Annotated in this window: 8 protein-coding genes; 2 read left to right on the top strand and 6 right to left on the bottom strand. The window is 66.4% G+C overall.

The window, feature by feature from the left end; translation table 11 throughout:
- Positions 1–78: 78 nt before the first annotated feature.
- Positions 79–1,122, top strand: a complete 1,044-nt coding sequence (locus RM96_RS08825) for a Bug family tripartite tricarboxylate transporter substrate binding protein (protein WP_039009800.1) — start codon at positions 79–81, stop codon at positions 1,120–1,122.
- A gap of 31 nt (positions 1,123–1,153) precedes the next feature.
- Here RM96_RS08825 and uvrA read toward each other — a convergent pair whose 3' ends face one another.
- The 4 genes from uvrA to nthA form a co-directional block, all read right to left on the bottom strand.
- Complete coding sequence (gene uvrA / locus RM96_RS08820; RefSeq protein WP_039009799.1) at positions 1,154–7,027, bottom strand: excinuclease ABC subunit UvrA; 5,874 nt, start codon at positions 7,025–7,027, stop codon at positions 1,154–1,156.
- Between the two features lie 346 nt (positions 7,028–7,373).
- Positions 7,374–7,775 (bottom strand): nitrile hydratase accessory protein, encoded by a 402-nt coding sequence (locus tag RM96_RS08815; protein WP_052279400.1) that lies wholly within the window; start codon positions 7,773–7,775, stop codon positions 7,374–7,376.
- Positions 7,759–8,430 carry a nitrile hydratase subunit beta gene (nthB, locus tag RM96_RS08810; protein WP_039009798.1) on the bottom strand — a complete coding sequence of 224 codons (672 nt, stop codon included), beginning with the start codon at positions 8,428–8,430 and terminating at the stop codon, positions 7,759–7,761. The genes RM96_RS08815 and nthB overlap by 17 nt, the downstream gene beginning before the upstream one ends.
- Positions 8,427–9,098 (bottom strand): nitrile hydratase subunit alpha, encoded by a 672-nt coding sequence (gene nthA, locus RM96_RS08805; protein WP_039009797.1) that lies wholly within the window; start codon positions 9,096–9,098, stop codon positions 8,427–8,429. The genes nthB and nthA overlap by 4 nt, the downstream gene beginning before the upstream one ends.
- 232 nt (positions 9,099–9,330) lie before the next feature.
- On the opposite strand from nthA, the gene RM96_RS08800 reads away from it, so the two are divergent.
- The gene (locus RM96_RS08800; protein WP_039009796.1) at positions 9,331–10,062 is read left to right on the top strand and encodes a S1 family peptidase; all 732 of its coding nucleotides are present in this window, start codon (positions 9,331–9,333) and stop codon (positions 10,060–10,062) included.
- Between the two features lie 82 nt (positions 10,063–10,144).
- Here the strand turns inward: RM96_RS08800 and RM96_RS08795 are convergent, their stop codons facing one another.
- Together RM96_RS08795 and RM96_RS08790 are read right to left on the bottom strand one after the other, a co-directional pair.
- Complete coding sequence (locus tag RM96_RS08795) at positions 10,145–11,449, bottom strand: serine hydrolase domain-containing protein (RefSeq protein ID WP_443112248.1); 1,305 nt, start codon at positions 11,447–11,449, stop codon at positions 10,145–10,147.
- A gap of 105 nt (positions 11,450–11,554) precedes the next feature.
- Positions 11,555–12,034 (bottom strand): MarR family winged helix-turn-helix transcriptional regulator, encoded by a 480-nt coding sequence (locus RM96_RS08790; RefSeq protein WP_039009794.1) that lies wholly within the window; start codon positions 12,032–12,034, stop codon positions 11,555–11,557.
- Positions 12,035–12,623: the final 589 nt, after the last annotated feature.

Here is a 12,623-nt window from a genome sequence, read left to right as displayed (position 1 = left end):
CGCCTATGGTGTACTTGGCGGGGCAATGCTTTGTCGGCAAGGCGCCTGGCTAACTTACAACCGGCAGGAGGCCGTTCAATGAGCACAGGCAGGGTCGCGGCGATGGGAGTCGCCATGATAAGAGGCGGCAGCCGCAAGCTGCGCTCCGGTTCGCGCATGCTCCACATGGTGGCGCTGGCGGCGGCGCTGGCCTCGACACCCGCTGCACCCCGGCCCTATCCCGCGAAGCCGGTCACCCTCATCATCCCGGGCGAGCCAGGCGCGGGCATGGATACGCAGGCGCGGGTCCTGGCCGCCGCCATGGCCTCGCATCTTGGCGTGCCGGTTGCCGTGGAAAACCACGTGGGCGCCGACGACGCCATGGCCATGCACCCGGTGGCAAGCGCTGTTCCGGACGGCTACATGCTGGGGATGGCGTCGACCGGACTGGCCATCAGTCCGCTGCTGCGGAAGGAGGTCCCGTTCGATGCCGGAGAGGATTTCAGCCCGGTTTCGCTGGTCAGCACCGCTTCATTGATCCTGGTCGGATCTGCATACGGCAGCGCGTCCAGCTATGGCGCGATGATGGCCGCGGCCGCAGCCGGCGAGCGGCTAAGCTTTGGCGTGCTGGATTGCGTCACCCGCCTGGCGACGGAGTGGTTCCGGCGTGCCATCCGGGCAAGCAGTGTGGACATCATCCAGTACGCGACAGGCGCGCGGCTGACGGCCGATCTTCGCGGCGGCCATCTCCACGCCGCCCTGACTCCGGCGGGTGTCGTCGCGTTGCTCCGCCCTGTACCGGAGATCCGCCTTCTGGGTATCGCGGCAACGCAGCGGCTGCCGGCGCTGCCGGACCTCCCCACGCTGGCGGAGCTGGGGCTGGCCGGCTTCGAGACCGGGGTGTGGCTGGGACTGGTTGCGCCCGCGGGCCTGGCCGCACCGATTGTCGACCGGCTCAATGCAGCGGTCCGGCAAGCGCTGGAGGCGCCTGCCGTGCAACTGGCTATTGAAGGGCAATTGGCCACCCCGGCCGGCTCCACGCCCTCTGAATTTGCCGACCTGATACAACGCGAGGCGCGGAAGTGGACGATGGTGGCCGATGCCGCCGGCATCGTCCCGCAGGATCACGATCCCATTTCATAACGAAGCCCGGGCACGAAGGCCCGGTTCCGCTTCAGGTCGCGGCACTGCGCTCCACCACGGCATCCTGCTCCTGCCCGCGCGCGAGCACCGGGACCAGCGCTGCGCCCGTGTGGCTGGCGGCGATCCGCGACAGCTTCTCCGGATCGGCCGCGCCGACGATCGTGCCGCCGCCCGCGCCGCCTTCCGGGCCCAGGTCCAGGATCCAATCGGCTTCCGCAATCACGTCCAGGTCGTGCTCGATCACCACCACGCTGTGGCCGCCGTCGGTCAGCCGGTGCAGCACGCGGATCAGGCGCGCCACGTCGGCCATGTGCAGGCCCACGGTCGGTTCGTCCAGCACGTACAGCGTGTGCGGCGCCTTCTGGCCGCGGCGGGTGATGTCGTCGCGCACCTTGCTGAGTTCCGTGACCAGCTTGATGCGCTGGGCCTCGCCGCCCGAGAGCGTCGGCGACGGCTGGCCGAGGGTCAGGTAGCCCAGCCCCACGTCCTTCATCAGCTGCAGCGGATGCGCGATATTCGACATGGCGGAGAAGAACTCCACCGCCTCGTCGATCTCCATCGTCAGCACGTCGCCGATGTTCTTGCCGCGCCAGGTCACGGCCAGTGTCTCCGGGTTGAAGCGCTGCCCGTGGCAGACATCGCACGGCACCTTCACGTCCGGCAGGAAGCTCATCCCGATGGTGCGCACGCCCTGCCCTTCGCATGCCGGGCAGCGGCCGTCGCCGGTGTTGAACGAGAAGCGCGAGGCCGTGTAGCCGCGTGCGCGCGCTTCCAGCGTATCGGCAAAGAGCCGGCGGATGGTGTCCCACACGCCGATATAGGTGGCCGGGCACGAGCGCGGCGTCTTGCCGATCGGGGTCTGGTCGACTTCGAGCACGCGGTCGATCGATGCCCAGCCGGTGATGGCATCGCAGCCATACCAGTTGTGTTCGACGTTGAGCGGCTTCTTCGCGCCTGCCTTCGCGGCCTTCGTCTCTTCCTTTGCGGCATTGCGCGCGCGCCGCGTGGCCGGCGACGACAGCACCGAACGGCCCACCGCATCGAGCAGGTTGGTCATCAGCACGTCGCGCGCCAGCGTGGACTTGCCCGAGCCGGATACGCCCGTGATCGCCACCAGCCGCGACAGCGGAATGCGCGCGGTCACCTTGCGCAGGTTGTGCAGCGACGCGCCTTGCACGGTCAGCCATTCAGGCGGATCGGCCGGCTTGCCGGCAGCGCCGGGCTTCACCGGACGCCTTGCCTGCAGCGGATGGATGATCGGTTGCGCGAGGAACTGGCCAGTGGTCGAGGCCGGCGCCGCGGACAGGTCCGCAACGCTGCCCTGCGCCACCAGCGTGCCGCCGCGCTTGCCGGCGCCCGGGCCGATATCGATGATGTGGTCGGCGCGGCGGATAGTGTCTTCGTCGTGCTCCACCACCACCAGCGTGTTGCCTTTGTCGCCAAGCTTGCGCAGCGCGTTGAGCAGGATCTGGTTGTCGCGCGGATGCAGGCCGATGGTGGGCTCGTCCAGCACATAGCAGACGCCCTGCAGGTTGCTGCCGAGCTGCGCGGCCAGGCGGATGCGCTGGGCTTCGCCACCAGAGAGGCTGGGCGCGGCGCGGTCCAGGCTCAGGTAGCCCAGGCCCACTTCTTCCAGGAACTGCAGCCGGCTGCCGATCTCGCTGATCACGTCGCGGGCAATTTCGGCATCGCGCCCGGTGAGGCGCAGGCCATCGACCCAGCGGCGGGTGTCGGACACGGTCCATTGCGCCACATCGACGATGGCGTGCTCGTCGAACGTCACCGCCCCCGCCACCGGGTTCAGGCGCGTGCCGTGGCAGTCCGGGCACGGGCTGTCGCCCACGCCTTCCGGCTCCTGCTCTTCCGACGGCAGGCTCTGTTCGCGGCCGCGATTGTCATCGCCCAGCACGGTATCGTCATACGCGGCGCGCTGTTCGCGCGTCAGCGCCAGCCCGGTGCCGACGCAGGTGGTGCACCAGCCGTGCTTGCTGTTGTACGAGAACATGCGCGGGTCCAGCTCGGGATAGCTGGTGCCGCACACCGGGCAGGCGCGCTTGGTCGAGAACACCTTGACCTCGCCCACGTGCGCGGTGCCGTCGCCGTTGTGCATGGCGTCGTGCAGGCCGTCGAGCGGCGCCAGCAGGTGCATCACGCCCTTACCGGCCTCCAGCGTCTGCGCCAGCAGTGCACGCAGGTCGGCTTCATTCTCGGCGGACACCACCAGGTCGCCCACCGGCAGCTCGATGGTGTGTTCGCGGAAGCGGTCCAGGCGCGGCCACGGATCGACCGGCAGGAATTCGCCATCGACGCGCAGGTGCGTATTGCCACGCGCCTTGGCCCACTTGGCCAGGTCGGTATAGACCCCCTTGCGGTTCACCACCAGCGGCGCCAGCAGCCCGACATGCTGGCCGCGATGGTCGCGCAGCAGCTGGGCGGCAATCGACTCCGGGCTTTGCGAAGTCACCGGCGCGCCGTCATGCACGCAATGCTGGATGCCCAGCTTCACGTACAGCAGGCGCAGGAAGTGCCAGACCTCGGACGTGGTCGCCACCGTGCTCTTGCGGCCGCCGCGCGACAGGCGCTGCTCGATCGCCACGGTGGGCGGAATGCCGTAGACCGCATCCACTTCGGGCCGGCCCGCCGGCTGCACGATCGAACGCGCGTAGGCATTGAGCGATTCCAGGTAGCGGCGCTGCCCTTCGTGAAACAGGATGTCGAATGCCAGCGTCGACTTGCCGGAGCCAGACACGCCCGTGACCACATTGAACTTGCCGTGCGGGATATCGACATTGAGCGACTTCAGGTTGTGCTCGTGCGCATTGACAATACGCACCACGTCCTCGCCTTCCACCTCGCGGCGCGCACGCCGTGCCTGCAGGGCGGCCTGCAGCGGAATGCCTTCGCTTTCGGCGCGCTCCGCGGCCAGCGTGCCGGCTTCGCCCAGCGCCGCGTCATAGTGGATCAGCGCCTGCCCGGTATGGGACTCGGCGCAGCCCTTCACGTCGTCAGGCGTGCCGGTGCAGACCACGCGCCCGCCCGCATCGCCGCCTTCGGGACCGAGGTCGATCAGCCAGTCGGCGGCGCGGATCACGTCAAGGTTGTGCTCGATCACGATCAGCGAATGCCCGCTGTCCAGCAGCTTGCCGAAGGCGCGCATCAGCTTGGCGATGTCGTCAAAATGCAGGCCGGTGGTTGGCTCGTCGAACATGAAGAGCCGCCGCGGCATGGTGCTGGCCTTGCCTTTGCCAGGCGTGGCCTGCGCGGCCTCGGCCAGGAAGCCAGCCAGCTTCAGGCGCTGCGCCTCGCCGCCCGACAGCGTCGGCACCGGCTGGCCCAGCTTCACGTACTCCAGGCCGACATCGACAATCGGCTGCAGCACGCGCAGCACGGCGGCATCGTCGGCAAAATACGTAGCAGCCTCGCTGACGGTCAACTCCAGCACATCGGCAATGCTCAATGCGCGGGCCGGCTGGCCGGCCACGGCACGCTCGATCTTCACCTCGAGCACTTCGGGGCGGTAGCGGGTGCCGTCGCAATCCGGGCAGCGCAGGTAGACGTCGCTGAGGAACTGCATCTCGACGTGCTCGAAGCCCGAGCCGCCGCAGGTCGGGCAGCGTCCGTCGCCCGAATTGAAGCTGAATGTGCCGGCGGTATAGCTGCGCTGCAGCGCCATCGGCGCCTTGGCGAAGATCTTGCGGATCTCGTCGAATGCGCCGACGTAGCTGGCGGGGTTGGAACGCGCGGTCTTGCCGATGGGCGACTGGTCGACGAACACCACGTCGTCGACAAGATCTGCGCCGCTCAGCTTGCGGTACGCGCCTGGCGACTCGGTCGCCTTGCCGAATTGCCGCGCCATCGCGGGATGCAGCACGTCCTGCAGCAGCGTGGACTTGCCCGAGCCGGACACGCCGGTCACGCAGACCAGCCGCTGCAGCGGAATTTCCACTGTCACGTCCTGCAGGTTGTGCTCGGTCGCGCCTTCCAGCACGATGCGCGGCAGCTTCGCGTCCACCGGCCGGCGCTGCCAGTGCGAGGCATCGGCCACGCGGCGGCGCCCGCCCAGGTAGTCGCCGGTCAGCGTGCCGGCCGTGCGGATCTCCGCCGGCGTGCCGTCGTAGATGATATTGCCGCCGCGCTCACCCGGGCCGGGGCCCATGTCGATCAGCCGGTCGGCGGCCAGCATCACGGAAGGATCGTGCTCGACCACCACCAGCGTGTTGCCCGCATCGCGCAGGCGGTGCATCGCCTCGACGATGCGGTTGAGATCGCGCGGATGCAGGCCGATGCTGGGCTCGTCCAGCACGAACAGCGTGTTGACCAGCGAGGTGCCGAGGGCGGTAGTCAGGTTGATCCGCTGGACTTCGCCGCCCGACAGCGTGCGGCTTTGCCGGTCCAGCGTCAGGTAGCTGAGGCCGACGTCGCACAGGTACTTCAGCCGCGTGCGCACTTCGGCCAGCAGCAGCTTGAGCGCGTCGTCCAGCATGGCGCTGGGCAGTGTCAGGTCGTCGAAGAAGCGGCGGATGCGCTCGATCGGCAGGAGCATCAGGTCATGGACGGTCAGGCCCGGCAGCGCCTGGAGCTGCGTGCGGTCCCAGTCCACGCCGCGCGGCAGGAAGCGGCGTTGGGGCGCCAGCACGGCATCGGCGTTGTCCTTCGAGCCCAGGCGCCACAGCAGCGATTCGGTCTTCAGGCGCGCGCCGCCGCAGGTCTCGCACGGCGTGTAGCTGCGGTACTTGGACAGCAGCACACGGATGTGCATCTTGTAGGCCTTAGACTCCAGGTAGCTGAAGAACCGCATCACGCCGTACCAGTGCTTGTTCCACTGGCCGTTCCAGTCCGGCGAGCCATGGATGACCCAGTGCCGCTGCGCTTCCGTCAGCTCCGACCACGGCGTATCGCGCGGGATGTCCGCCTTGACCGCGTAGCGCATCAGGTCGTCCTGGCATTCCTTCCAGGCAGGGGTCTGCATCGGCTTGATGGCGCCTTCGCGCAGCGTTTTGCGCGCATCGGGAATCACCAGCCCGAGATCGACGCCGATCACGCGGCCAAACCCGCGGCAGGTCTCGCACGCGCCATAGGCGGAGTTGAAGGAGAACAGCGCCGGCTGCGGATCGGCATAGCGCAGGTCGCTGTCAGGGCTGTGCAGGCCGGTCGAGAAGCGCCACACGGGGCCGTCCTCGCCGTCAGTCAGCACGTAGATATTGACGCGCCCGCCGCCACGCTTGAGCGAGGCCTCGATGGCTTCGACCACGCGCACTTTCTCCGCGCTGCCGATGCGGAACCGGTCGGCCACCACATCCAGCATCTTGCGCGCGCCGGTGGGCGACTGGACCACGCGCTGCGCCTGCACGCGCGTATAGCCGCTGACGGACAGCCACTGCTGGACTTCTTCCTCGGTGGCGGATTCCGGCAGCTCCACCGGGAACGTCACCACCAGCCGCGCGTCGTGATGCGGCTGGCCCTGCGCCGTGCGGGCGAGCAGTTCGGCATAGATCGTTTCCGGCGAGTCATGGCGCACCGGCTGCGCGGTCTGCTTGTCGAACAGTTCCGCCGCGCGGGCATAGAGCAGCTTCAGGTGGTCGTTCAGCTCCGTCATCGTGCCGACGGTCGAGCGCGAGCTGCGCACCGGGTTGGTCTGGTCGATGGCGATGGCCGGCGGCACCCCGTCGACGCGGTCCACCTGCGGCCGGTCCATGCGGTCCAGGAACTGGCGGGCGTAGGCGCTGAAGGTCTCGACGTAGCGGCGCTGCCCTTCCGCGTAGAGCGTATCGAACACCAGGCTCGACTTGCCCGATCCCGATGGACCGGTCACCACGGTCATCTCGCCGGGGCGCAGGTCGAGATCGACATCCTTCAGGTTGTGCTGGCGGGCGCCACGAATTCGGATCAGCTGCTTGCTCGACACGATTTCTCTTTCGAATCAGGACGTTAAGGGGGAGACAGGCGGCTTTGCGCGAGGCACCGGGGCCGCGGCCCGGCAAGAGAACCACCTTAGCACAGGGGTGGGCAGCCATCCCGCCTGCCATGGTGGACTTCACCATGGCGCCGGACCCGGCCACGAACCACTGTACATTCATACAGTGTATCACTGCGGAAAAGAATTCGTATCGGCGAGTCGTGGCAGCAGGCGGCCACAGTTCCGGGAAGCTGGCCAGATGGTATCGAATCCATCGCCGGCAGCGTCGTCTTCCGGATGGAAACGTGAGGTGAAGGCCCTGCCCTGACGCACATCGCCCCCGCCTGCGGGCGCCTCAGGGACGCTTTCTCCTGAGCTCGATTGGCTGGCCATGGGGAGTGCGTCGTGCCGCCAGATCCCAATCGGTTCGACGCTGCAAGAGTTTGTCGCCTGCCACCAATCCTTTCGCGGTGCTGATGTGTTCCAGCGCGGTCAGCCAGTGCGCGTAGAACGTGTCGCCAAGGTCCGGGTCGCCGGAAGCCTGGGCGTGGCGAATGGCCAGATTCAGATACTCCGCCCATTCCGACCAGGTGAACATGCCGCGCTCATGCAAGGCTAGCGTCATCGCAAAGGCGTGCGCTTCCCAGGGCGCATTGAACACCAGCGCTGCATCGTCATCGCAAGGCAGTTCCGGCATGGCGATGCGCAGTTCGGCAACATTCAGCCCGGCGAACGTCTTATCAGATTGGCTCGGCATTTGGCTTGTCGAGATAGGGCTCCCAGCAGTCGACACATACGGAAGACGCGGTGGTGTCCGCGCCCCAGAGCTCGGAAGCGTCGAAACGCACGGTGTATAGCCATTGCGCTCGCTCACCCAGGCCGATCGCATTGGCATCGGGAAATACGTGCACGCCGTGCACGGCGGCAATCCGTCCTCGCTTGCCGCGGCAATAGCGCGGCAGTCGCGTGTGTGTCAGGGGATGGATCTGGCGAGTCCGCACCATGTCGCCCACATGGAATGCAGCTTCGGCTGCCGCCGCCCGGCTAACCGGGCTGCCGCGCAACAGCGCGGCAGCCACCTGGTCGGCCATCAGGATGCGAGGGACCGGAGCTGGTGCCACCTTCAGCTTGCCCGCGTCGATTTCCTCCGCCGTCGCCAGCCCGGTACTCACCAGCAGCTTCTTCAGGCCTTCGAACCAGATCTGGTAGTAGGTGCTTGCCAGGTATTGCGCCGGCGGCAAGCTCTCCCGCGCGGCGCGCATCATGTCGAGGTTCCACTGGCGCGTTGCTCCCATGGCCAGCACCAGCGCCAGCACCCGGCCTTCCCACTCGGCATGAAAAGGCGGCTCGTCGGCCTCCGGCTGCACTGGGCCAAATGCCTGCATCCCGCCAAGGTCCTGTGCGCCGTTCATGCCAGCTCCTGGTCCGATCCGCCCGGCGCCAGTGGCAACCCGGTGCCGATCATCGAGTCACGCGTCACCAGGGCAGCCAGCGCTTCCTCGGACATGCCGTCGGTCCCGGGCGGCCGCATCGGCACCACCAGATAGCGAACCTCGGCCGTGGAGTCCCATACGCGGAACTCCACTTCGGGTGGCAGCTCGAATCCGAACTCCTTCAGTACGCCGCGCGGATCGATGACCGCACGCGATCGGTACGGCGCCGACTTGTACCAGACTGGCGGTAACCCGAGCACAGGCCACGGGTAGCACGAGCATAATGTGCAGACCACCATGTTGTGCACCGCTGGCGTATTCTCAAGGGCCACCATGTGTTCCCCCTGCCTGCCGGCGTAGCCCAGCGATGCAATTGCGGCAGTGGCGTCGTCCATTAGCCATTGTCTGTATGCCGGGTCGCTCCAGGCCTTCGCAACCACGCGCGCCCCGTTGTGGGGGCCGACCCTGTGCTCGTAGGTTTCTATCAGGATGTCCAGAGCCTTGGGATCGATATATCCCTTCTCTGTCAACAGGGATTCCAGCGCGCGTACGCGCAAGTCCATCTCCGACAGCGCGCTGCCTTCGTGATGATGATCGTCGGCATGCCGATGCTTTTCCCGGCTCCTGGGAGGATCCTTGTGGCTCATCGAAGCTCTCCCTGGGAAATCACTCAACGAGGCAAGTATTGTTTGTAAGGACCACAAATGCAAACTGCCCGGATGCCTCGTCTGCCCTGGAACCCACCCCGCGAGGCTTGCCGATCCGTCCCCTCATACATGGGATCCAGCACCGGCAATGCGTGCCATCCGTGCGACGTTTTCGGCAATCCAGGTACAAACCCCCTATGCTTGTAAGCAGACAGGTAATAGTGGCCGAATCATGATCGAACCCATCCTGCTGGTCGCCACGCGCGTTGCGACATTCGATGGGCAGCAGGCGCTGACCAATGCCACCGGTTTTTTCTTCGAGCGAGACCAGCGCCTGTTCGTCGTGACAAGCCGGCATGTGCTGATTGACGAGCAGAGCAAGCACTTCCCTGACCGGATCGAGATCGAGTTGCATGTCAATCCGGAGAACGTGGCGGAGTCCACCGGCTTCTCCATTCTGCTGTATCGCGATGGCAAGAGTGTCTGGCGCGACGGGCTCGATACCGCAGGCGGGATCGACGTGGGTGTGATCGAACTCGACCGCGCTGCGTTGCCGCCGAAGATGGTCTACCGGGCCTTTACGCCCGCTCACCTGTATCGGCCGCACGACCGGATCGAAGCGGGCACCTCGTTACTGATTGTCGGCTTCCCGCTGGGCTTTCATGACACGCTTCATCATTTGCCCGTGGTGCGGCGGGCAGTCATCGCTTCCTCGTTCGGCATGCGCTTTCAGGGGAAGGGCTACTTCCTGACCGATGCCAGGACGCATCGCGGCACCAGCGGCGCACCGGTCGTCATGCGCATCCACAGGACCGATGCCGCTACGCGCGCGCTGCCATGGATGCTGCTCGGCATTCATTCGGCACGGCTGGACGTGGGCTCGCGGGACTTCGAACTGGATGAGGCGCTGGGCTTGAACTCCGCCTGGTATGCCGACATCTTGCTACCGCTCACGGAGAAATGACTCCCAGGCGCAAACGGGCAGTGCCGATATCGGCCGTTGCGGGCGGCCTGCACCTGGCTGTTCGCCGCCCCTCGCGGCCCGGTTACTGCATCAGCGTCTCCGCCAGCGCCCGGAATGCACGGAACGTGATCGGATTATTGGCGGCATTCGCCGCGACGGGATGCGATGCGTAGCGGACGATGGTCAGTTCGGCCTTGGGGTCGATATAGATGCGCTGGCCGTGTATGCCGGCGGCCTGGAACATGCCGTGGTCGTCATGCGAGACCCACCACATGTCCCGATAGCTCCAGCCCGGCAGCGCCGCGGCGCTGCCGGAGCTGGCGAACTGTTCCCGGCTGCCGCCGCGGCGGATATCGGCCACGACCGCGGCGGGCACGATCTGCTTGCCGTTGAAGCGCCCGTTGCCGCGGATGGTTTCGCCAAAGCGCGCCAGGTCGCGCAGGGTGGTATTCAGCCCACCGCCGCCGGATTCGGTGCCGATGCTGTCAACCGTGAAATACGCATCGTGCTCGGCGCCCATCGGCTGCCAGAGCCGCTCCGACAGCAGCCGGGCCAGCGACTGCCCCGAGGCCCTGCGCACGATCCACGCCAGCACCTCGGCATTGACCGTCTTGTATGCGAACACCTGGTCGTGCTCGCCTTCCTTCTGCAGGGTCTTCAGGAAGTCATAGAAGGTCGGCGGGCCACTGTAGCCGGCGGGGCGGGCCAACATGCCGCCGGCACGCGCGTAGTCCCAGACTTCCGCCTTGGGATTGGCATAGTCTTCGGAATACCGCACGCCGATGGTCATGTCCATGACCTCGCGCACCGTGGCGTCGCCATAGGCGGTGCCCGCCATCTCCGGAAGATAGCGCGTCACCGGCGCAGTCGGATCCAGCTTGCCGTCGGCGGCGAGCATGGCGGCCAGTGTCCCGACGAATGACTTTGTCAGCGACATCGCGATATGGGGCGTATGGCCGTCGAGCGCGCCGAAATAGCGTTCGTAGATGACCTTGCCCTTGTGCATGACCAGGATGCCGTCGGTATAGGTCAGCGCCAGCATCTCGTCGAAGGTCCGGCGCGTGCCGTCGGCATCGGTAAACGGCACCTTGCCGATATCCCTCTCCGCTCGCGGCAGCGGGCTTGCCGGACCGTTTCCGCGCCAGACGGCGGCGGTCGGACCCAGTTCGCGAATGTGCGAGAAGAGCCAGCGATTGCGCGGAAACTTGTCGCCGCCCGGCGTATGCGTGATCAGCTTGTCCGGCGCGGGCGGAAAGCCCTGCATCCAGCCCATGCGGACCGGGTCGCTGTCCAGCGCGGCAGCCAGCGCCGGCGCCGGCGCATTGCCTGCGGCGGCGGTGCCGGAGGCCTGCGCCCAGGCCGGCAGGCTGGCGGCGCATAGCGCCATGCATGCAAAGCGGTGCCAGAGGCGATTGGGTTCCCGACGGGTTGTCAACGGCATGTTGTCTCCTTGTTGTGTGTTGTGCATGGGTTCGCTGCCCGCTGGTACGCGCTAGTGTCCTGAATCCACTTGCGCGACCAGGCTCTGCTGGTGCTCGACCAATGCCGCCGTCAGCTTGCCGATGCAGCGGTCCAGCGTCTGCACCTCCGCTTCCGTCAGCACGGAGAGGAACATCTTCTCCAGGACATCGCCGCGCTCGTAGGTCCGTGCCACCAGCGCCTCGCCTGCCAGCGTCAGGAACAGGTTCACCTGCCTGGCGTCCGCCTCGCCGATCTCCCGGCGCAGCAGGCCCTGCTTTGCCAGCGCGGTGACCAGCTTGGAAATCACCGACTTTTCCAGCAGCACCAGTTCGATCAGCCGCGTCAGCGTGAGCCCCGGCTCCAGCCCGGCAAAGCGGAGCACGCGCAATTCCCTGACCCCGATGCCGAACTCGCGCTCATAGAAGCCTGAGGCGGCGTTCCTGGTCATATCGCAGAGGCGATTGAGGCGGAACGACATGTATTCGAGGATCGAACTGGCGGGGGAAGGCATGGGCACTGGCGTAGTGTTGATAGACGGCGAATGGATTCTAATGGCAATAGTTTCCCTCGGCAACTAATTGCGCGAGCGGACGGAAGGCGGATTGTCAGGTGTGGCTGAGGGTAGTGGCTTCGGTTGGGCGTTGTCGGAGGTCGACGGCACCGTTTCGCCCTGCCGGGCGAGTCACTTTTGTCCGAGCGACAAAAGTAACCAAAAACGCGTTTTCTGTCCTCGGCGGACGGCCAGTCTTATCGTAGTGTTCGACGGTTTTTGTACGGGTATTGGCTTCAGGGCATAGCTACGATGCCTGCCGCGTGGTAACGAGGCGGCGTGAGGCATTGACAGGCCGTCCTCCCGACCTCGTGAGAGGGGAGTGGTACGCAGCTTGAGGCCCGGAGGCATGTGCAGCCGAATCGCGCACCACCGTCGTGGTCCAAAAACTCTTGCCGCTGGCACGTCGCTTGATCAGGGTGCCACGCCGCTCTCACGAGGTCGGGAGGACAGCGCTGTTCCCGGCGTTGCCCCTGGCGATCTGCGCGGCAGGCAGTCCAGCTATGCCCTGAAGCGAATACCCGTACAAAAACACGCGCACGCTACGATA

This window comes from Cupriavidus sp. IDO (assembly GCF_000812465.1).
GTDB lineage: Bacteria > Pseudomonadota > Gammaproteobacteria > Burkholderiales > Burkholderiaceae > Cupriavidus.
This window is presented reverse-complemented; position numbering and strand designations above follow the sequence as displayed.

What these genes read in the sequence shown, in the direction of transcription:
- nthB (WP_039009798.1), bottom strand. Translation starts at nt 8,430, where the DNA reads ATGAACGGCGCACAGGACCTTGGCGGGATGCAGGCATTTGGCCCAGTG.
- RM96_RS08800 (WP_039009796.1), top strand. Translation starts at nt 9,331, where the DNA reads ATGATCGAACCCATCCTGCTGGTCGCCACGCGCGTTGCGACATTCGAT.
- nthA (WP_039009797.1), bottom strand. Translation starts at nt 9,098, where the DNA reads ATGAGCCACAAGGATCCTCCCAGGAGCCGGGAAAAGCATCGGCATGCC.
- RM96_RS08815 (WP_052279400.1), bottom strand. Translation starts at nt 7,775, where the DNA reads ATGCCGAGCCAATCTGATAAGACGTTCGCCGGGCTGAATGTTGCCGAA.
- RM96_RS08790 (WP_039009794.1), bottom strand. Translation starts at nt 12,034, where the DNA reads ATGCCTTCCCCCGCCAGTTCGATCCTCGAATACATGTCGTTCCGCCTC.
- RM96_RS08825 (WP_039009800.1), top strand. Translation starts at nt 79, where the DNA reads ATGAGCACAGGCAGGGTCGCGGCGATGGGAGTCGCCATGATAAGAGGC.
- RM96_RS08795 (WP_443112248.1), bottom strand. Translation starts at nt 11,449, where the DNA reads ATGGCGCTATGCGCCGCCAGCCTGCCGGCCTGGGCGCAGGCCTCCGGC.